The 22,070-nt window shown below is 37.4% G+C and carries 14 protein-coding genes and 1 pseudogene; 5 read left to right on the top strand and 10 right to left on the bottom strand.

Annotated features, from left to right (window positions below; all coding sequences use genetic code 11):
- Positions 1-7: 7 nt before the first annotated feature.
- The 5 genes and pseudogenes from ACZ8ZH_RS18305 (at position 8) to ACZ8ZH_RS18285 (ending at position 6,605) form a co-directional block, all read left to right on the top strand.
- Complete coding sequence (locus ACZ8ZH_RS18305; RefSeq protein WP_005006360.1) at positions 8-1,666, top strand: ThiF family adenylyltransferase; 1,659 nt, start codon at positions 8-10, stop codon at positions 1,664-1,666.
- A complete protein-coding gene (locus tag ACZ8ZH_RS18300; protein WP_005006362.1) occupies positions 1,651-2,151 on the top strand; it encodes a Mov34/MPN/PAD-1 family protein in 501 nt (166 codons plus the stop codon). The genes ACZ8ZH_RS18305 and ACZ8ZH_RS18300 overlap by 16 nt, the downstream gene beginning before the upstream one ends.
- A 2-nt stretch (positions 2,152-2,153) precedes the next feature.
- Positions 2,154-3,779, top strand: coding sequence for an SAVED domain-containing protein (locus ACZ8ZH_RS18295; protein WP_005006366.1), 1,626 nt, complete (start codon positions 2,154-2,156; stop codon positions 3,777-3,779).
- 501 nt (positions 3,780-4,280) lie between these two features.
- Positions 4,281-5,413, top strand: a protein-coding gene (locus ACZ8ZH_RS18290; protein ID WP_249891046.1) for an IS3 family transposase whose coding sequence is annotated in 2 segments (ribosomal slippage) — positions 4,281-4,533 and positions 4,533-5,413 — 1,134 coding nt in all. Because the reading frame shifts where the segments join, the coding sequence is not laid out codon by codon here.
- A gap of 269 nt (positions 5,414-5,682) precedes the next feature.
- Positions 5,683-6,605: pseudogene (locus tag ACZ8ZH_RS18285) on the top strand (IS5 family transposase).
- 47 nt (positions 6,606-6,652) lie between these two features.
- On the opposite strand, the gene tnpC reads toward ACZ8ZH_RS18285, so the two are convergent.
- The 10 genes from tnpC to ACZ8ZH_RS18235 form a co-directional block, all read right to left on the bottom strand.
- Entirely contained in the window at positions 6,653-8,320 is a 1,668-nt protein-coding gene (gene tnpC / locus ACZ8ZH_RS18280) for an IS66 family transposase (RefSeq protein WP_262043272.1), read from the bottom strand.
- Between the two features lie 74 nt (positions 8,321-8,394).
- Positions 8,395-8,730 (bottom strand): IS66 family insertion sequence element accessory protein TnpB, encoded by a 336-nt coding sequence (gene tnpB / locus ACZ8ZH_RS18275; protein WP_262043273.1) that lies wholly within the window; start codon positions 8,728-8,730, stop codon positions 8,395-8,397.
- Positions 8,727-9,110 carry an IS66-like element accessory protein TnpA gene (tnpA, locus tag ACZ8ZH_RS18270; protein ID WP_262043274.1) on the bottom strand — a complete coding sequence of 128 codons (384 nt, stop codon included), beginning with the start codon at positions 9,108-9,110 and terminating at the stop codon, positions 8,727-8,729. Before tnpA ends, tnpB begins: the two co-directional genes overlap by 4 nt.
- A 223-nt stretch (positions 9,111-9,333) precedes the next feature.
- A complete protein-coding gene (locus ACZ8ZH_RS18265) occupies positions 9,334-10,710 on the bottom strand; it encodes a hypothetical protein (protein WP_005005738.1) in 1,377 nt (458 codons plus the stop codon).
- A 3-nt stretch (positions 10,711-10,713) separates the two neighbouring features.
- Complete coding sequence (locus ACZ8ZH_RS18260) at positions 10,714-15,939, bottom strand: AAA domain-containing protein (protein WP_005005740.1); 5,226 nt, start codon at positions 15,937-15,939, stop codon at positions 10,714-10,716.
- 894 nt (positions 15,940-16,833) lie between these two features.
- Entirely contained in the window at positions 16,834-17,640 is an 807-nt protein-coding gene (locus ACZ8ZH_RS18255) for a hypothetical protein (protein ID WP_010591556.1), read from the bottom strand.
- A 228-nt stretch (positions 17,641-17,868) separates the two neighbouring features.
- Positions 17,869-19,509 carry an LPD1 domain-containing protein gene (locus ACZ8ZH_RS18250; protein WP_005005743.1) on the bottom strand — a complete coding sequence of 547 codons (1,641 nt, stop codon included), beginning with the start codon at positions 19,507-19,509 and terminating at the stop codon, positions 17,869-17,871.
- Between the two features lie 18 nt (positions 19,510-19,527).
- The gene (locus ACZ8ZH_RS18245; RefSeq protein WP_005005744.1) at positions 19,528-19,911 is read right to left on the bottom strand and encodes a hypothetical protein; all 384 of its coding nucleotides are present in this window, start codon (positions 19,909-19,911) and stop codon (positions 19,528-19,530) included.
- A 6-nt stretch (positions 19,912-19,917) separates the two neighbouring features.
- Positions 19,918-20,685, bottom strand: a complete 768-nt coding sequence (locus ACZ8ZH_RS18240) for a hypothetical protein (protein WP_005005745.1) — start codon at positions 20,683-20,685, stop codon at positions 19,918-19,920.
- Between the two features lies 1 nt (position 20,686).
- Positions 20,687-22,009, bottom strand: coding sequence for a hypothetical protein (locus ACZ8ZH_RS18235; RefSeq protein WP_005005746.1), 1,323 nt, complete (start codon positions 22,007-22,009; stop codon positions 20,687-20,689).
- Between the last annotated feature and the right edge of the window lie 61 nt (positions 22,010-22,070).

The raw sequence follows: 22,070 nt of genomic DNA, 5'->3' as shown, positions 1-22,070 counted from the left end.
AAACTCAATGTTTTTTGATAACCCAAAGTTAGACAATATTGAAAAGCTATTAAGTGAACATGGAGCTCAAAATATCCATGTCACTTCTATTACTAAGGATTGGGTTAATCTAAAATTTGATTTTCTCATTAATACACAACAGGTTTGCCTTGGTCTAATTTTTCAAAATAGAGCTAATTGGACGATACCTCCCATTTTTAGAATATTGACACGACCAATGTCTGCCTTAGATCATGTGAGTCAAAGTGGGGAAATTTGTACTACGGATCATCAAGGTGAAAACTTTGAAGGCTATAGACATAAAGAACTTATTACTGAATTCTTTGAAAGGGCTATAGATATACTCAAGCAATCTTTTATTAATTTTCAATTAAACAACCGAGTAAGCTTGTATAACGAACTAGAAGGATATTTAGGCAGCACTCAAAATATAAATGAGGATGTAATATTACATTGCGACCCTACTTCTACATTTAATTTATATGGTTGGTTAAGAAAATCATCAAAAGGGAATCATCAAATATTAGAGCATATTGATGATGGCGATAGTTCTTACATAAACCACAACCAGCTCACAAAAGTAAAAATTCATAAGATATTATTAGAAGATGCTTCTGTTTTCCCCATACCAGATATAGGAGATTATTTTAATGAGGACTATTTTCTAAAAATTGTTAATACCCTCTCTAATGAGAACAAACGATCTTTGTTAAAACAAGGCAATCATTATGCCCTAGTGGGAATTCCAAATGAACATGGATTTGCTTATGTGATTTTTTATTATGCCATTTGGTATTCTTTCAAAGAAAAAGTATCCTTCAAAGGCTTTAAAGTCTCTTTAACACAAAGAGCGTGGATAGATTATTTATTAAATAGAACGGGGCAAGAGAAAAAAACAAGACATATAGCGATTATCGGATGTGGGGCTTTAGGCTCAAAGATTGCAGAGATATTAGCTCAAACAGGCGTAAATAAATTTTCTTTCATAGATCCAGAGCTTTTAAAAACAGATAATATTTATCGTCATTCTTTAGGTTTGCAGTATGTTAATACCTATAAATCTACTTCTTTAGCTAATAAGTTTTTAATAGAAAGGCCCGGATTAACTATTTTTCCATTCGTAAGCCATGGTGAAAGCTGGATAAAATCAAAAATTACTGAAGATATTGATACTATCATCATAGCAATTGGCCATACTCCTACTGAGATTTCTCTCGTAAAAACTATTTATGAAATAAGTGCAAACATTCAAGTAATAATAGGCTGGTTAGAACCTTATGATTTAGGTGGACATTTTATTTCTTTCAATAATAAACATGTAGGATGTTTAAACTGCTTATATTTTGATGAAAAATCAAATAAAAGTCTTACCCCTATGTATAAATATGTACAATCTGGACAGCTAATTGCTAAAAATATTACAGGGTGTGCTGGTGCATTTACCCCCTTCTCTTCTTTAAATTGCATGAAGCTAGCAAGCTATATTTCTGAATATGTCCTGAATCAACAATTAGGATTTGTTTCTATTTCTGGCGACAATCAGAATGCAAATAAAAATGGAATAATTACTACCCCTTTTTATAATTCAGTAAATAATTCAAATGGAATTAATATATTGAATTTAAAAGAAATTTATAAAGAAGTATGCCCATGTTGCAATACATAACTCAAGGGAGGATTAAATGTGACACACCTACAGGCCAAGTCTTTATTATTCAAGCAAATGTTTTAAAGAGTTTAAAGCAATTTATACAATTAGAATCAGATTCTCCAGAATCGGGTGGCATTCTAATTGGAAGAACAGACATAGAAACTAAAGCTAAAATCATTGAAAGCTTTACCTCTCCTATGGAAGGAGACTGTCAAACACGTATGTCTTTCTTTAGGTCAAAGTCCCACCAATATGCTTTAATACAAGCTTGGAACGAATCTAAAAAATTCTATAATTTTCAAGGCCTATGGCATACACATCCTGAAGATGTACCAACACCCTCTCCAACCGATTTAAGGGATATAGATACTGTTCTAAATGGCATTACCAATCTTAATGACCCAGTTTTATATTTAATAATCGGAAGAGTAAAAACTGGAATCTGGATTGGTAGAAAAAATTTTAAAATCAAACTGTTAGGTTATATTGAGTTAAATTGAAAATGCAACTAGACCCATCCCTAAGTTTACAGACTTCTTTATCAGCAATAGATGATTTATCAAATGCAAATAAATATATAGAAGAAATTTTAAAGCATATTTGTATAGATTCATTAGGTGTATTAGTTGATGAAGAACGTAAAAATATAATTTTTGTCTTATTGAAAAATAAAAGCCCTGAAAGTTTTTTCCGTATAATTCTCAATTATGATGATACTTTAACTTTTGTCCGAAGATTGCTTGCCAAAAAAATTTCCATTTATGCACGCTTTCTTCAAGGTCACATAATTGATGCCCACACTCTACATGATTTTGAAAAGTTAAAAGAAACATGGAATTTAACCTCCTCTCAAGAGAGCGAAGTTAAAGATGTAGATTTTGTTCCTAGAAAGATTCCTAAACAAAAACCAAACCCTGTAAACCAATTAGAATATTTCATAAAAAGAATTTTTGATTTTGAGCATCTTACAGGTAGGGGTAACGATTTATCTGAAAAAGATAAAAACCAGATTTATCTCTCAAGTCATGGCCGATGTATGTTTAAAGGATGTGGTGCAAAATTAAACATAGATGAAATAACTGGATTTGAAGGTACATATGGCGTTTTAGCTCATAATGTTGCAGCATCAGAAAATTCTACTCGCGGTATCCCCTTCTTCTCATATCAACTATCAGATGATCCAACGAATATTTTATTATTATGTGAAAAACATCATAGGTTAATTGATAAAGTTGCTGGCGCAGAATATACAGCTTCAAGACTCTCGCAAATGAGAAGTAATTTCACAGCACAATGCGAAGATTTATTAGATTCTTTAAGCTTTACTCCTATGCCAGTGTATTTATTTTTCTGGCCCGTGAATCGCAATATTCCTCAGTCTCCTTCACGACGTGATATTGCAAGCTGCCTTCTCCCATTAAAATCTATTTTGCATAAAGATAAGACACTAATTCATGAACCATTACCAGCTCATTTAAGAGCTTCAGCTGATGAGTTCTATAAAAAGTATTTTTTAGAAGAATTTGAAGTTCAAACAGAACAATTACTTAGGGAAACTAAATTTGATGATAAGAGAGTAGCTATTTTTGGCTTCGGCCCTATGCCATGCCTAATAGCATTAGGAAGTAAATTAGGAAATAAAGGGAAATTTATACCTATGCTTATGTATAGGGATGGAAGTTGTTGGATGTGGCCTGATCTTATATGTACAACCAAAGCGTATGAAATTAATAATTTCAGTGAAATAGAAGATTGTACTGAAATTACTATTAGATTGAATCTCACTGCTGATCCAGAAACCTCTAAAAATAAGGCTGTTGAATTAGGACATCCGGTAATTAATATTACTGCTAAACCAGAATATATGGGGAATGGAGCAATAAGAAATCCTGAACGAGGACTAAGTTTCATGCAAGATATTCATGCGTTATTTCATAGTCTAACAGATAAAGGAATTACCAAAATTCATGTCTTACCATGTGCATCCAATGCTGCTTGTATATGGTTTGGACAAGCATTTGATCTGCATCATCCTGAAATGGTTATTTATGATTACTTAAATAATTCAATGGTTCCAAGACTTCAAATTCGAAATAATGGAAGCAAGAATGAAATCGCTGTAATTTAAACAGTATATTTGATAGTACTTTCATACCATTAGATTTAAATATGACATTAGTAAATGGAGTTTAGCTCTAATGGGGCTTTGTTGCATAAATATCTAAGACTATGATTTTGTTTAATTTATTTTTGGATTAAAATTTAAACAAATCCTTAAAAATCAGTATCTTGAAGAATGTTTATACAACAAAGCCGTTTTAAACTAAAAAATGTTTGTAATACTATTTTATTTAAATCACTCTGCGATCTAGGTATTAAATTTAAGACTTTCCATGGTTTTAAATAATCTTGCAGATTTTTTTGTGGTTCGAGAATATTTAAATCTTTATTAATATCAAAATTTGAGGGAATTCCATTTGTATTTTTTGCTAATAATTCCTTAACTAAATTTGTTGGAATAGCTCCATTTAAATGAACGTGAGAGGTGGATCAGGAAATTTGAACAACACTTATAAGTGATATTTTGCTCCCCAAATGATGTTATAAACATCAATATATGGAGTATTTTATGGCACGTAGACCAAGAAGAAATCATTCAAATGATTTTAAAGCTAAGGTAGCACTTGCTGCGATTAAAGCAGAAAAAACACTTGCTGAATTGAGTGCTGAATTTGATGTTCATCAAAACCAAATTATCGACTGGAAAAATCAACTGATTTCAGCTTCCTCGCAAGCTTTCGATCAATCAAAAGCTCCAACAGAACCACCCATCGATCTAAAAAAACTACATGCAAAAATCGGTGAGCAGGCATTAGAAATTGATTTTTTAGAAGGTGTGTTGAAGAAACTGGGCCGCTTCAACCACAAAAGTTAATCGATGACTCACTTCAGATTTCAGTATCTAAGCAAGCTCAGCTGCTGAAAGTCTCCCGTGGTTGTTATTACTATCGCCCAAAACCTGTGAGTGCATCAGATCTGAAGCTAATGCGGTGTATGGATGAGTTACATATGCAATACCCTTTTGCAGGTAGCCGGATGATGCGTGATTTGTTGAATCGTCAAGGACATCATATAGGACGACGTCATACACGTACTTTAATGAAGAAAATGGGCATTAATGCGTTATATTGCAAACCAAATTTAAGCCAGGCTAATCAAGCTCACCGCAAATATCCATATCTGCTCAAAGGATTGGCTATTCAGCGCAGTAATCAAGTGTGGTCTACGGATATAACGTATATCCCTATGGCAAAAGGCTTTGTTTATTTATGTGCTGTGATTGATTGGCATAGCCGCAAGGTACTTGCGCATAGAGTATCGATTAGTATGGAGGTTATATTTTGCATAGAAACATTAAATGAAGCTATTGAAAAATATGGTCGACCTGAAATATTTAATACAGACCAAGGCAGTCAGTTTACCAGTGATGCATTTATTGATGTATTGAAATCAAATGGCATTCAAATCAGTATGGATGGTAAAGGTCGATGGGTTGATAATGTGATGGTTGAACGATTATGGCGGAGCGTTAAATATGAAGAGGTGTATCTCAAAGCCTACAGCAATGTTTTGGATGCGAAGAAGCAATTAAACGCATATTTTGAATTTTATAATTTGAAACGACCTCATTCGAGTCTGGACAAAATGACTCCAGATGAGTTTTACTATGACCAGCTACCACAACAAAATAAGGTAGCTTAACTAGAGCAGAGTATCACTTATAAATAAGCTTTTAGTTGTTCAAACATGTGGGACCACCTCTGTGTAAATCACCCTTAGGAAGATTCACTATCATATCTTCATTAATTTTTTGTAGTGCAGACATAAGTGTAGAAATTAATATAGCTGATTGAATTTTATCATAAAATCTATTTCCAAGTTATTTATTTTTAAATTTTTCTATTTCAATTCTGAATGGCTTTGTTGCACAAACCTATCTGTAAAGGGTTTTTCAGCGATATAATTTTCAAATGAAGAAGCCTACACACAAAATCTACCGCACAACCAATTGGCCCGCATATAACCGAGCACTCATGAGTCGAGGAAATATTGCCATTTGGTTTGATCCTGCTACGCAATGATATGCTCCATCAAAAGGCAAACAAGGGCGAAATCAAATCTACTCCGACGCAGCCATCCAATGCTGCTTAATGATTAAATCCTTATTCCGTCTGTCTTTACGTATGGTCACTGGCTTTGTGCAAAGTCTGATTAAACTTTGCGGATTAAATTGGATAGCTCCAGATTACACCACGCTTTGTAGAAGACAAAAGCATATTGATATTGTAATCAGCTACCAAAAAAGTAGCGATGGGCTGCATCTACTCATGGACTCTACAGGCATGAAGTTTCTAGGTGAGGGCGAATGGAAACGCAAGAAACATGGACCTGAATATCGTCGCCAATGGCGTAAACTTCATATTGGTATAGATGCTAAAACCCTACAAATACGAGCAGTTCAGCTTACAACCAATAATGTCAGTGATTCACAGGTGCTTGGTGATTTACTTAATCAGATTCCACAAGATGAGCGGATTGACTCTGTTTATACCGATGGGGCTTATGACACCAAGCAATGCCGTCAGGTCATTGCAGATCGGCAAGCGCATGCGGTGATTCCACCTAGAAAAAATGGAAAGATACAAAGAGTAGCTCGCTAGAGCGAAATGAATTACTTCGAACAATTAAACGTTTAGGCAGGACACTATGGAAAAAATGGTCAGGCTATCATCGGCGAAGTTTGGTTGAAACTAAGATGCATTGCATCAAATTATTAGGAGATAAACTCAGTGCAAGGAGTTTTGATAGCCAAGTGAATGAGATCCATGCACGTGTAGCAGTCCTTAACAGATTTACGGAATTAGGTCGACCACTTACCCAAGTTACGCCTTAAATTTGGCTCAATTAGGGTAAGCGTCCGCTGAACCCCATGCCTATTTTTTAATTTGAGTTGGATTTCCAGCGATGTGGCAGTAATTCTTCTATTTGGGTCGCTTTATGTGTCGGCAACCTTTTCAGCACATCACTTAAATAGGCATACGGATCCAGCCCATTCAGCTTTGCTGACTGGATTAAAGTCATGATATTCGCCGCTCGCTGGCCGCTGCGCAGCGAGCCAGCAAACAGCCAGTTCTTGCGCCCCAACGCCCAGGGACGCATTTGATTTTCTATCCAGTTATTGCAAATCGGTAGATTGCCATCATCCAGATAGCGGCTTAAAGCTGGCCAACGCTTCAGAGTGTAATTGATCGCCTTGGCGGTGGGAGAACTCGATGGCACAGTCAGTTGATGTTGGTTGAGCCATTCATACAGTTGTTGCATCACCGGTTGACTATGCTGTTGTCGGTATTCGCGGCGCTGTTCTGCTGTACCATCGGTCTTTTTCCTGAGTTCTGCTTCTATCGCATACAGTTTCTGAATCAGCACTAATGCCTGTTCAGCGACCTGACTTTTCCCAGTTACATGCAGTTCATGGAATTTACGACGTGCATGCGCCATGCAGCCCACCTCAATGACATCGCCTGATTTAAAGCGTGCTTTATAACCACTGTAATCATCACAGACCAGATGGCCCTGCCAGCCATTCAGGAACTCTTCTGCATGCTGACCTGAACGGCTATCCTGAAAGTCATAGATCACCGCCTGAACTGGATTGTACTGTGTAGTGGCATAGGCCCAGACATAACCTTTCTTCGGTTTTTTATCATTCTCACCCATCCGCATGATGGTGACCGGTGTTTCATCTGCATGCAGCACCTGCTGTTGTAGTACCACCTGTTTTAAGGCATTGGCCAGAGGTTCCAGTTCTACACCGCAGCGACCTATCCAGTCAGATAACGTTGATCTAGAAAGTTCGATTCCCGCCCGCTGATAGATCAGACGTTGACGGTACAGCGGCAAATGATCGGCATATTTCGATACCAAAACATGGCTGAGCAGTTCAGGTGAAGCAATGCCTTTATCAATCACATAGGCGGGCATCGCTTGCTGAGTCAGGGTGTCGCACTGATCACAGACCCATTTGCCACGTACATGCTGTTCCTTATAGAACTGTGCCGGTCTGAAATGCAGTTTTTCACTGATATCTTCGCCGATACGACGTAACTGGCAGCCACAACTGCATTGGGTTGATGCAGGTTCATGCTCAATACGGATGGTGTGTAGATGATCTGGCAGCAGTCGACGTTTAGGTTTGTTGACTGTGGCTTTCTGTGTCGCTGCATGGGTTTTATCTGCATTTAATCGTTCTAATTCCAGATCAACGGCTGCGATATCTTCTTCGACCGCCTCATCCCACAGATGGATTTGTTTTGCGGTGAGATGTTCGTTTTTACTGCCGAATTTATGCTGTTTAAACAGCGCCAGTTCATGCTCGTATTTTTGATTGAGAATAGAAAGATGCTGAACTTTAGAATCTAATTGCTGATTGGTGACTTCAAGATGTTGAACTTTGGCATCTAATTGTTGATTTGATACTTCCAGATGTTGAACTTGAGCATCTAATTGTTGTTTATCTTCTGCGAGTTGTTGATGCTGCATCGCCAACTGCCGGGTGAATTCCAGCAGTTGTTCATGGGTCAGTTGGCTTAAGTCAGGCAGCGTATTCATGACCGCAGTATGCCTGAGGTCATGAAGAGAATGAAATAGAACGTTTGGAGGATGGCAGAATAGCCGAGCTTGGTTTAGAGCATTGTTACCACTTGCTGTCGTCCAATGCGCTGCCAGGGCAACCCCTGGATTAATGCCTGTAACTGTTCCGGGTTGAGAGCTACGCTTTCACCCTGGTGAACTTGAGCCCAGTGGAATTTTCCCTGTTCCAGCCGCCGGGCACACAGCCAGATGCCCAGTCCATCATGTACCAGCACTTTCATGCGATGGCCACGTTTATTACAGAACAGGTAAGCACAATGCGGTTTAATGTAGCCAAAGGCTCTCACCACCTGAGCCATGACAGTATCCATCCCTGCTCGCATATCCAGAGGTTGGGTAGAAAGCCAGATTTCATCAATGCGGATCATGTTGCAAGTGCCTTGAGTAATTCTGCCAAGGCAGGTATTTCTGATGTCTGCCATTTCAAGCCAATTTCTGCTTTTGAGTGGGGTAAAGTAATTTGAACTTTTAACATGTCAGTAGGAGTAGGATCTAATGGTGCAGAGCAAGATAAGGCAATAAATGCAGGTTTATTCGGTAGTGGTGAGCGATCACTCCCTGGCTTAGCATCAATTAAGCGAATCCATTTGGATACAAGATTTGTATTCAATCCATGTTGCAAAGCGACTGAAGCAATTGAAACGTCCGGTGCTTTACAAGCCTGAACGATCTGCTGTTTAAATTCAGCACTGTATGTTCTTCGTTTTTTCGCAAGAGATGCGATGGATGTCTGATGATTTGTAGTCATAAATTTAAGTCCCCACTTGTTTCTAAGTGGGGACTAAATTAAGGCTTATAGGATGAATTCAGAAGGTGTGTTCAGCGGACGCTTACCAATTAGGGGCGCTTTGCATTTCAAATCTTTGTGCAACAAAGCCACTTCAAAGTAGAAATGTCTGGTCTGGATTGTTGCCACTCTAATTTGAGTTTAAAAAAGCTAGCAAATCTGCTAGCTTTTTAAGATGATTATTCTATTTTTTAGAATTTAATAAACCAAAGAAGTTCTCTCCATCGTTCTCTAAGTCTTCAAAAAACTTATAAAACGATTGGGCAATAGCCTTATTTTTGACAATAATACCCACAGGCACTGTTGTTAAAATATTTGTGGATGAATCACTAACGTGAATAATCAAAACACAAAAAGAGTCTTTCATAACCAAAAGCTCAAAATTACCGTCAAAAACTACACTACTTTCCTTAAACGTTAGAAAGTGCTTGGCTCCTGCCTCAGCTGTGATTAGTTTTTTATAACTTGCGATTGATTGTTTATCATTTCTGTATGCCACTGGTAAGAAGCATTTAAAGTTTTTGGTAATTGTGGTTGTCGATAAACGATCAATAAAATCACTAAATCTATCTGACTTACCCCAAAATTCATCTGATGGAGCTAACCAATACAGCTGTTTATCATCATTATTCTGGTCTTGATATTGTTTGATTGTTTTGAAAAACAGGTCTGAATTTTCCTTAGAATATATTGGCCCGATAAAGTATTCATTGGATTTGTGTTCTAGCTTAAATAAGCGATCTAAATTAAGCTTATTCTCGCTAAAAATAGATTCAACTGAAAAAGTATCCTCCATATCTAATTCATGGAGTACCTTTAGAATATCCTCAATATTTTGTGGCTTCTTAGCTGATCTAAGAGCAGCGTAAAGAGAATCTTCGATTTTGTTAAGATTTTCCATGTGATTAAAATCACTAATCTCTGTAGGTGTATAATTCTCATCAAGCGTCAATGGTAATGTAAAACGACGAGAATGGTCTCGCAATTTTTCCACTTGGCTCATTTTATACAGTTGCAGCTTCTTTTCATCCACTGATGGATTCAACTTAACTAATCCTTGGCTGAAATAAAATCGAAAATTTTTCTGAAACTCCTTACTAACCAAAGACTCACCATTTGAAAGGTATTGGTTAGAAGCATCTAATTTAATTGAATTTGCCCCATTGTCAGATGCGTTGGGATTAACTGGCTCAGGATTCAAGCCAATCATCTCAAAACTCATCTTTTGAATATTGTCCTCAATCTTATTTACATAAGGAATTGCACAAACATCCGAGAATGCTTTCTCAAGTCGCTGAGTCAGAGCAAATCGATCATCTTCAAGATGTTTTATCTGCATTTGTTTTAATAATTTAGTTAATAGCACATCTGTTTCATGATTAGATAACCCTAAGAACCGCGCTATTTTTTCAGCAGAAAGTGGTGCAATTACCAATAGGCGCAATACCATAGAATCAATAAAATCTAAGGTATCTGTTGTGGTATAGCTAAATGCCACATTGAATAGTTGTGATGGCAATGTAACATCTACGTCATGATAGCTTCTTAGTGAATTTTCCATGAGTTATACCCCTGCCTTTCTATATTTTTTTGATCTATTTTTATTAATGTGCGGATTGTTTTGTACTATTTTGACAATGGCGCGTTTTGAAATATATCGATATTCTAAAGTCTGATTTTCACGGCACTTGATGTAATTTAATACGCGTCCTAAAGGTAAGTTACTGTTGACTCCTTGCCACATTTCTGACGCACCAAAGATTACAAGACGATCCATTGCGCGAGATAAAGCCACGTTCACACGATTTGGTGACTTCAAAAATGCAGGAAACTTAGTTGGATCATTTCGCGTAACTGAGAGAATGATGATCTTATTCTGTTTACCTTGATAACTATCCACCGTATCAATACGCACAATTGATCTCAATGCATCTGACACTTCACACAAAGAGAAGGCTTTTCTTAACCGGTTTTTTTGCTCAGCATAGGTACAAATTACACCAATAGCAGGCTCTTTAAGGGAATCAGGCTCTGGCACTAATTTATTTAACAAGAGTTTGTCTTGGTCAATCCGCTGAAGAAAATCGATAATTTCATTAATTTCATGTGGGTTATAAATACTACTACCTTTCTCCATTTTGAAATGCTCAGCATTCCCAGTATCCACCCAAGTAACTGTTGAATTCAATTCTATTACGATGTCGGATGCATAGTTATCAGGCACAATCCGCTTTAACTTAATTTCTTTCAGCTCTTCATCACTTAAACCACGAGAATCGACAACTTCAGTTTCAAGTTTTCCTTCATAAAAACAGTCTGAAACTAATTCGCCGATGCTCGGACTCATTCGGTACTGTGACAAGAGTTCTGAACTAGCCTTTAGTCCATAATGTGAATTAAAGATACGGCCAAAGTCGCTTTGTAATTTATCTTCCAAATCATCATCTGATATCTTAAGTTGCTTAGCTAAAGCCTTTATATGATCGCTCGAATATAGTGGAGGAAGTTGGTCTTGATCCCCAACTAATAAAATACGTGCACCTGACTGCATTGCAATTGCCAATTCTGAAGCGATTGAACGTGCTGCTTCATCAATAATCACCCAATCAAATACGTGATTGGCGATTCCAATACTTTGTTGGCCAACACCAACGCATGTGCCACAGACTAATTGCCTTGTTTTGACCAGAAAACTTTCATAATTAGCATTTTGGCTTTCAATTAATGGTTCATAATCTAGGGCAATATTGATCAAGGCTTTCGCTTTAAGTCCTTCCTCATTAGATACCCCGTAGTATTGATTAAGTGCTGCGAACGTAATCATGTCGATCTTATTTAACTGGTTTAATACTGTTATCTCTTTATCATTGATACAGTCTTCCAGTTGATCCCAAAAGTCTTGATTTCCGTCAAACATGCTCTTCAGCTTATGCATTGCTGATTTGAAAGCCTGGGTATACTCTTCTAATGAGAAACTAAACTTTTGATCAAGATCATCTTGGTCGATTGACTGATACGCAGATTTAAGACTATTTAAAATAGTGACTCTGATTTCATAAAGATCGCTCAAGTATTCAGCTTCAAGTGATAAATCTTTTGCAAGCTCAAGCACTCTTTCTTTAATATTAGACTTAAACAGCTCTATCTGGCTCGTAATAATTGAGCCTGTATAGACATCTTTTAATTCAGGAGACACAGCACTCTCTTTATTGCTTATTCGAGCAATACTTAATGGTGTGTCATACTCTGTGCATAGCTGACGTATACGCTCAACACTTGTATTTACAGCTTCGTGCGACTGACTAACAATTAAGATGTTAGATACATTTTGTTTATCATAGAGATAGTGAGCCAGTATAGAGATAAATTCAGTTTTGCCGGTTCCTGGTGGTCCCTTTAATAGTGATACAGGTCCATACTTAAGCACATTACGGAACGCTTTACGTTGTAATGGATTGAGGGCTTTAACCAATTCCCCATTTTTGTATTTGTTATAGTGATCTAGATCTTCATCAGGCACTTCAATCTCATAATCTTTTGCTTCAATCACTAATGATGGTTCAAAGTAATCTACGAGATTTTCAATGACAGCCTTATTACTCAGAATATTTGTCAGAGCATCTGCACGTTTCCGATTAGATGACTTATCTGCCTTGCTTTGTAGAAACAGTGTTGCTTCTTCAGGAACTTCATTTGTTTTTTTACAAAAATCGATCCACAATTCTCCGACTTTTGATTGCGCAATATTCACCGTACCTATGCAGAAAGTGTAATCACCTCCCGCCCCAGTTTCTTTAGTGCACATTACATCGACTTTATCGGTCTTTGAAAATTTAGCTGAAACATCTTCTGCAGAGTCATAGTATGCAATAGCACTCTTTGAATCTTTAAAATGTTTGCTCGAAACTATCTTTAACGGCTCAGACAGAGTGATTGTAGGATGTGCATGACGCTCAGTCGCCATGACTTTTTTCCACAACTCTTTCGTTTCAATATCAATTAAGTGGCTATGTGTAGGCAGATGACTCATTGGCTGTGCCATAAGCTCATCAGTAGCTATAACATCGCCTATCTCTTCTTGTAATGCTTTTTGTTCACGCAGAGCCCGTAATGTTTCCTCTTTCTCTTGAGTCCTTTTGAGCTGTGCTTGCTTAAACTGTTCAATAGCATCCTTAAAGTTTTGATCTTTTGCTAAGAAGTCATTTAACTCTACAATGTTGTCACGCTTACTCATCCCAGATATCGGGTGGACTTCAATGCTAACATCAATAGTCAGATCTGCATCCCTACTAGCCTTCCACCACAGGTCTTGTTTTTTGACAAAATCAAGGAAACTTAATTGATTTTCATGGGGCTTATAAAACCCTTTTAACATGCCATTGATTCCGCTAAGTGTAAATCGAAAATCCCCCTCACTTGCTGCCTCAAGTTGGATATAAACTTTGCCGTTTTCGGGATAAATCGTAAAGGGCGTCTCAACCTTACTTGTATAAATACTAATCTGAGGAGCTTCTTTTACAATAGCACCCTTACATTCAAATGCCTCTATAAAGCGAGAATTATCAATATAGCGTACACTTGGATCTTCCATTCCTTCTATGCTCAAGGCTGTATTTAGCCAGGATAAAGTAGGATCCATTGAAGCCACATCATCCACAGCCAAGTCTATATCGTATAGATCTGCGATTAATTTCAATGCAGTAAAGTTGTCACACTGAATGACTGTTGGATCTTCAATATCAGATGGGAAATAAGCATTAGAAGAATCAGGTTGTGGTACTTCAGGATGGAAGCAATCATTAAAACTAACTTTCAAGTTTGTTTTATCTACTAGAATCTTTTCATCATCCAAGTTTCCATGTTGAAAGCCATGCTCATGAAATTTTTTCAGAGAATGCAATAACTGAAGTGAAAGTTCATTTTTTTCATCCTCAGTTAAGCCCTCAATAACCGTTGACCAAGCTTCACCCTTTACCATTTCAGTTACTAGATACACACATGCTGTGCTAGTTGATAAACCAAAATCAATAATCTTAGGAAGGTATGGCAAATTGAGAGCCTGCGTCATTTTAAGTTCTTCAAAGAATCGCTTAAAACAACTCTTTTGATAAGTTGTCATTGCAGATGCAACTTTACCCATCCATGTTTTGACTAACATGTTGCCTGATGCATAGAGTGTAAAATTTTGGTTAGCATCAATAGGCGCGCCAAATATCGGGTAACTGATATAGGTATTTGTCTGATTTAAATATGGATTCAGTACATCTGCATCAAGTTCATAACTAACTTGTTCAGCAGGTTTTTGAGCTAAGAAATCTTGGAATACTGCACATGCATTATCATATTTCCCTGTCAAAGCTCGTGTTAAAATACGCTCTAACCAGTGGTTCTGATCTCGCTCCTCAAGACTAAATTTTTTCAATGAACGTGGGCTCAGTCGAGCATTCTTCCAAATATGAAGGATTAACTGCCCTAACCAATACACATCCTTTTGTGCAGCTGTCAGCGCAAGATTCGGAAGATGAGCTGTTGTATTCAAAAATGGGAGTTCGTTAGCCAGTTCAGGGTCAATTTTCGAGGGCTGTGTTTGATCATTTGCTGCCGAAAAATTGGATAGCAATATCTCCTTTTTATAAGAGATCCACACACTATGATCACCCACATCACCATGAGTAATTCCCATTTGATGTAGGTGATTAAATTTACCAAGCAAAATCTGGAATAAATCCAATTTCTCAGATTCAGACATTTTCTCAGCATAAGCGCCGATGAATTCGTTGACTCGATAGCTGTTCTCAGGCAACTCATACAACTCATTATATTTTGATGTCATGTCATCAAGACTTGGGTTTGTAATCGGGTGCAAACAACTTTGATAAAGATCAGGCTTTTCTGTTTTAATTTTTTGGAAAACCCGGCGCTCATTGCAGATCAAGTTGAATCGATGTTGAGGCTGACTCATTCTTGAGTTACTCAACTTGAATTCATTAAAATCCCAACAACGCATTAAAGATTTTTCACCAACGATGGTCAATGAATGCGCTTTATACTCGCTATAAATCTTTTTAGGATGCGGTAAGATCAAGTCACCTCGTTCATGATTATTAATAATCAAAGAGCGTGGTTGAATTTGGTCAGGCGCAAAAATTTCATCAATAATGGCGTGATATTCTTTTTTAATATCATATATGCGACCATCACGTTCCAGATGCTTGCGGAACATATTATTAAAATTCTTCTGTTGAGCTAATTGTATAAACTCATCTATCGAAAGAATGTGCTCTAAATCTTCTGGAGGCAGGCGCGAATAATCTGCTTTACCACACATGACAACAAAGTGAGAAACACTTTGGTAATGAAATGTAATGCCCTTAGCTTTCTTTTCTGAAACTTTATCCTTTAGTTTATTAACTATAATTTGCATTTTTTTTACATTTTTAGCTACAGGGCATGAATCTTGCTCTTTATTACCTACGTACCATTTTCCTGCAACTTTTGTAATTTCCTTACCGTTCCAGTCCTTGAATTCAATGACCAAAATGTTTGCATGAGTAATAATTAGGAGATCATATTCAAATTTCTCAGAACTACCTTTCGCTACTGCTTTTTTTCCATTTTTATGCATAAATTCAAAACCAGCATATGCTCGCCAGTTTTTAGTTTTTTCGCCACGATCAAAGACCTTTTTAATCTTATCAATTGCTTTGAGTTCGTGCTCGTATATACCTGTCTCTGGATATGTAACTTTCATATTAAAAGATTCTTTATTTAAAATGTCTTGCTTTTGCACATACAACAAATAAGCGTCAAAAATGATGCTAAATTTTTATTAACATAAAGTAATGCTATATGTACGGTGTCTTTTAGAAAAAATACTTAGCGTAAGAATTTAGTTTTTTCAGGTTGATGGTTAGTTTGGCCAAATAAGCCCTCCGAAGGTTTTTTATATTCAGTTTAGGATTGTATTTAAAATAAAGTCTGCCAAATATTTTGGTGTAAAACCTGAGTCTTCTAGCACGATCATCATTTAGATGATCTAACTCAATCATTCGTTTAAGCAAAACGTATTTCACTTAACGGTTCATAATGTGACTTATATTACATTTAATTTTTGAGTATTCAAAATTATTTTATTGAATTATAAGAAAAAAACTTAAGGAATTCCTTAAAATTTGATGACAATGGTCATATCTCTAATCACTAAAAAGACCAAAAATAGATATCTACCCATATCTCTCGGACAAATTAACTCTATTTTATAAAAGTATCAATAAATTCATTAGGTTCATGAACCAAAAATTTATAATTATTTTTTTATTTATATAAGTTATTGAAAATAATAAATAAAATTATTAAAAGTTTTATTAACTAGACTTCAGGTGAACATAAGTTAAAGTTCGAATTAAAATGAATAGGGTAGTCGCAATTTCCAAAAAATGACAGCTCATGTGTCGTTTAGATACTAACAATTTGTTTATTATAACAAATCTTAAGCATGTTAGCTGTCGTCATTCTTTGATACGGTCTACGTACTACCGTACAATCATCAGCTATATTCATGGTGTTACTTTGCATAATTTACATTTTCTGCATTCAAACCAATCAATCCAAAATTACGTGCACGTTCGAGACACATAAGCTGTCATTGACGACACATGTAATGTCACTGGTTGCGTTCGTGCGTCTATTTCCGTTGAACTATGCTATACCTTGAATAGCCAGCTACTCGGTTCACTGAAATACTGACCGACACGTTAGATTTCAGTTTTAAATCAAAATAGCGATCAATCGTCACAATTAGATGTTTTACATAATCAAAAACTACATATGTTAAATCCTTTAAATCATTGTTCTGGTGTGCAACTTCAATAAATTCTGAAAACAACGCTACACCTGTTTCGTTGGCCAGATTCGCTAACTGATTATCCAATCCGGCAATTGCCGTTAATTCTGATGCAATCACCACTTTATGCATTGCTGTTTCCGCTTCAATGCCTTTGTACTCAATCCCCTTGTATATATAGACATCGTTTTCTCGTTTGCCTTGGTTCCAAGGGTTATCCGTACCATCCAGTCTAGGCATGCTGTACGGTCGTTTTAGTTTTGCTGGAGGTGTTTGTTTAGCGGTGACTTCATAAAGGTTAAATACGCAATCTGTGTAGCGTTTAAGGCTATGGTATGTCAAAGCTTGCTGTTTGGCGGTCAACTCCCGTGGTGATACATGATTCACCAAGGTTTTGAACATTTCTAATGATTCTGGTGTGAACGATCCATCTTTTTTTGCATTGTCCATCAGGTCTTTTTTAGCCCATTTATGCTTTAGTTTTTCCGCTTCAGCATCAGATATTTTCTCTCCCCGATACACGTATCCACGCGCTGCGTTTGAATACTCAAAATCTGCTCGTTTTACTGCCTTGTAGACCATTGTTTTTGTCATTTGTTTTGCACCAGTTTTTCCCATAGTTGTGGCGACCGCTTGAGGGCTTAACACGTACCCATTCTTTTTCGCTTCGGTCGTAACACCAAAACTCGTACCCTAAACAACAACGTTTATTCACGACATAGCGGTAGGTGTTGCAGATCGTAAGCATATTCTCAGTGGCGTTAACTTCCCAAGGTTTAAACGCAATAAGCTCTGTTATTGCTTCCCTGTAAAGTCGTGTTGCTTTGGGATTATTGAATAAGATCCGTTCTTTTTTTGAGGTCTTAGTGATTGCATTCATTTCGTCCACGACCTCACTAATGCTTTTAGCCAATCATCCATCAAATCAACTAAAATTGCCCGTTCTCTGCCTGTTGGATATGCGCTTAACTTCATATTCCAACTATTTGCCGACTCTTCTGTGCCGTGCACCAAAAACCCATTTTGTTGATCATTTTCAGCCAGCTTATCCGTCACCCAACATTCAAACAGTCTGGCAAAGATTTCTGTTGGCTGTGACCAATACATTGACCGTGATTGATCTAGGTGCATGGCGTTATTCATAAAGCCCGTACCGCCTTGTCTTTCTTCGTAATCAAGGTATTTGGTTGACTTAAAAGTAAGATAATTAACCAGCTTGATAAACTTATCTGCAGTCTGGCCATCTTTAAGATGTTTGTATGCTGACTCTTGATGATTCTGTACTGAGTAACGCCCTTTACTGGTGTAAAGAAAGTATTCGCTAAAAAAGTTATTATTGAGTCCGTTTCGTTTTGCCAAAACACAATCAAATCCGTGCGCGAACTCATGGGCTAGTGCTCCAACACCTTGCGTCTTGGTCAAATGAATAAGCATATTACCTGGTTCAAAGTGAGCTGCTGCGCTATCAACGCCTGTGCCACGCGAACCGAATGCTATTCCTAGCTTACCGCCTAAAGATGCGAACGTAACGGGTAGACCTAGAAGTTCGACAAGATCCATTAGTGAGTCATACGTGCAATTCAGAAACCATGCACGTTCCTTTTGATTTACCCAATTGCCGAACTCGACTCCAGAAAATTTGAAATAGTCCATAAGCAACTGGCTATCGATGTTTTCACCCTTTCGATGGTCCTTACCCTCGCGCACTTCAACTCTGTCGTAGCGCGGTCTTTTGGGTGGTTTTGCGCGTCCTTTTTTGGGTTCTATGACTCGTTCATCTAAAATTGGCTGAAAAAATGTTTTTACTTTTTCTAGTGCTGCATTGAATGTGTCGTATTCCGTCCAATCATCTAGTGTTTGAAACCGCTTTGCTGAAATGGATTTAACGGCATACCACTTATGTTGACCAGTCTCAGTGTTTAATAATTTTTTGGCACCATAATTATCCGTATCAAGTACACGATCGTCTGGCCATCCTAAAGGGATTAAGTTTTTTAAGCGTAAACGTGTGTCTGAACTAAATGATAGTGGGTGTTTAACTCTGCGATTGGTATGTCGTCCAGCTGAGTAGCGTTCTAAAATATCTTTTTCACTTCGTCCAGCACCAAACTTAACGGTCATGTACGCATTAAAGTCGTCTGTCAGTTGTTCTAAACGTTCGTAGTGTGAGCTTTCATATTTGTTTTTTAAGAAGTGTAGCGTAGCAATGTAGGCATCATCCCATTGCTTTTGACCTATGCTAAACCAACCGCCCCCTAAAGGCTTGTTGGTTAAGTTTGCATAGACCAAAGAAAATAATAGTGCATGTTTTACAGGTTTATGGCCAGATTGGGCATCAGCTCTAAAATCAGGCTTTTGCCAATATTCCTTTTTAGTCACTAGGCTGTCAGACTTAATTCCATTCATGTTGCCTGAGAAGTCTGGTGATGGGTTGTCTTTACGTGCACCAGCAAACTTTTTACCTACATCCGTAATAGGACCATCTTTTTTTTCATTACTATTTATTTCTTCAGTCATAGCTAAACCACATAATTGTTAGTTGCGTATATCGTCCAAGATTTCTGACAGATCAAACAGATTAATATCTTTGAGTTTTGCTTCAGCATTGATGCACTCAAGTAAATTCATAAAACCAACAAAAATAATGTGTGGTATTGGTCTATTGTTGATATGCACGGGTGTTGACCAAGTGCGTACACGCGTTTCGCATATTTCAAGCCCTTGTTCTTCAAAAAGCTTGATCAATGTCGGGATGTCTTTGTCTAGTTGAGTAAGGGCTAATAACGACCGAAATACATCATTTAAGCTAATAGAGTGGTGACGATGGTTCGGATTGTGCTGTTTTCTATTGTCGCCCTGTTGTTGATTAAAGTAATGATGTTTTTCGCGATCTTGAGATGTTCTGTTTAAATATTTCATTTGGTATTAAGCTCCAAAGAGATAGCTGTAAATCAGGTACAAAATAAAAGTTATTGTTAATCCCGACACCAATAGAGAATTGATCGGGTAATTTTCTAAGTTAAAAGGTTTTCTGTGATAGCTCACTCCCCAATCTGAAACAGATCCTCGCTCTACGGCACTATAAAAGTTAGTTTGTGAGGCGTTTAAACGGTTGTTGTCTACTGATATGAATTCCAGTTTGCACAGCAATTCGTCACTCAGGTAGTTAAAGAAAGTCGTTGGTGTACCATTTGATAGGATGTGTATATAACCGACCTGTTTTTGGGTATAACCCATTCGCTCATACGCTTTTTGAAATTCGTGCGTTAAAGTCGCACTAAACTTATCCCCCTTATTTTTGGCAATCAGTTCAATTGGTGGCTCAGCTCCAGCCTGAATAAGCTTGGTGAATTTAGGACTACCACAACCCCAATTTTGAGAGATCCAAACACCGCGTTTTGTGTCGTGAATCAAACCATCAACAATGACCACGGCTGCATCACCGATGTCGCCGTTTTCTTTTTCTGTAAATTCGGTGTTATCAACGTCTTTTCTGAATTCTTCAGGCATTGGCCTTAAAACTTCTAAAAGATTGGTACTGTCACTTTGTACATGACCAGTAGCCAAAATCATCGACTCAATTTTTTTTAGGGCATGTTCAGGTACTATCAATACTGAATGTACACGCTGGTCATACGCATCAGATTGAATGTCTTGAGCTTCGGTATTCTTTTCAATAGTGCTTAATTCCATATTATTTCTCTGCCTGGGCTTTCTGGTATTCAACTGCAGTCTTCATTGAATATTCGGTATCATCTTCGTGCTCTGTACCAACCATGCTTTGCTGACCTTGGTATATACCTTTAACAGCATTGACGAATGCGTTATGCGCCGTAGCGTTGTAATACGTTAAGTTTCCAGCACTGGTCGAATCATTGAATGTCAAAGTATTAGGAACATGCCAAACTGCTGAATAAGCCTTGCCATCGATAACAACAATAGGTTCAAACTCGACCGCTTCACGGTGCTTGGTTTCATTCCATGGTGTATAGAAAACAGTATTGTTTTTGAGGTTGTAGACCTTGAATACGATCTGGCCAAGATTCCGTATTTTGGCCTCTTTGTTGTATGCCTCTAAAACCTTGTCTTTTTGGAAGTCTGTAATTTCAAGCTCAGGGTTCTTCGTAATCACCAGTGTTTCATCAGTCGTTTTAATCTCAGATGGAACGTAGATTTTTGAACCTTTAGGGAAACGTCCTGATTTCTCCAATGCGGATCTAAACTTGTTATTTGCATCCAAGAAGTTGCCAAACTCACTACTGAAGTAGCTGTAAAAATTTGATGCACTGGTGAACATGCCAAACTGATTCACCCGAACAATTTGCTCAGATACAGTGGATGCTAAACTTGCATATGGTTTGCCCGACACATCAATTTCGCGCCATTTGTAGTTACGTACACCTACTTCTTTGTCGCATGCATCATTAAACATAGATGTAGAAACAATATCGCCGTCCAAGCGCTTCACATAAGCAACCGGGTAACTGCGGATAGGTGCCATACGAACAGCTTTGTTTGAATTGGTGTAAAAGCCAGATGACGAAATGATATTTTGTTCAGATGATTTAATTTGATAACTTCGTAATGTATTTAACTGTCGATCAAAGCTATCAATTTCAGATTCATATAAAACATCACCCTCAACAGATGTCGCGATTGAATAAGGGGCATACATCACATCGCCCTGAACTTTATCCATGATCTGCTCAGCTTCAATACGATATAACGGCTGTGAGAACATGCCATTTGATGCCAAAGCTGGTAGATCTCCCCCTACACCAAAATTACACGCTACTTTGTGGCTGGTGGTAGAAAGGCTTGATTGAGGTAATTTGTAGTTAGATGGATTGTAAGTGGTAACACGTTCATCATATTTGCGAACTTGTTCCTCAACTTTCTTTTCAATGGGATCTATTTGTTCTTCTTGAGATGCAGTATCAGTATTTGAAGGCTTTAACTTATCACAACCAAATAGCAAAACTGACAATATCGCTATGGTAAGGGTTTTCTTATTCACTAATTAATGACCTAACTTAAAACTACTAATACCCCACATTATAATTAAAAATAAGTATTAA

Source organism: Acinetobacter sp. SW-226 (assembly GCF_055632855.1).
Note: the sequence above shows the minus strand (reverse complement) of the source record. Positions and strands in the feature narration are given on the sequence as shown.

Bases quoted from the DNA above. Each gene is read 5' to 3' on its own strand.
- ACZ8ZH_RS18250 (WP_005005743.1), bottom strand. From the start codon at position 19,509: ATGACTGAAGAAATAAATAGTAATGAAAAAAAAGATGGTCCTATTACG.
- ACZ8ZH_RS18265 (WP_005005738.1), bottom strand. From the start codon at position 10,710: ATGGAAAATTCACTAAGAAGCTATCATGACGTAGATGTTACATTGCCA.
- tnpB (WP_262043273.1), bottom strand. From the start codon at position 8,730: ATGATCCGCATTGATGAAATCTGGCTTTCTACCCAACCTCTGGATATG.
- tnpC (WP_262043272.1), bottom strand. From the start codon at position 8,320: ATGAATACGCTGCCTGACTTAAGCCAACTGACCCATGAACAACTGCTG.
- ACZ8ZH_RS18300 (WP_005006362.1), top strand. From the start codon at position 1,651: ATGTTGCAATACATAACTCAAGGGAGGATTAAATGTGACACACCTACA.
- tnpA (WP_262043274.1), bottom strand. From the start codon at position 9,110: ATGACTACAAATCATCAGACATCCATCGCATCTCTTGCGAAAAAACGA.
- ACZ8ZH_RS18240 (WP_005005745.1), bottom strand. From the start codon at position 20,685: ATGGAATTAAGCACTATTGAAAAGAATACCGAAGCTCAAGACATTCAA.
- ACZ8ZH_RS18305 (WP_005006360.1), top strand. From the start codon at position 8: ATGTTTTTTGATAACCCAAAGTTAGACAATATTGAAAAGCTATTAAGT.
- ACZ8ZH_RS18245 (WP_005005744.1), bottom strand. From the start codon at position 19,911: ATGAAATATTTAAACAGAACATCTCAAGATCGCGAAAAACATCATTAC.
- ACZ8ZH_RS18295 (WP_005006366.1), top strand. From the start codon at position 2,154: ATGCAACTAGACCCATCCCTAAGTTTACAGACTTCTTTATCAGCAATA.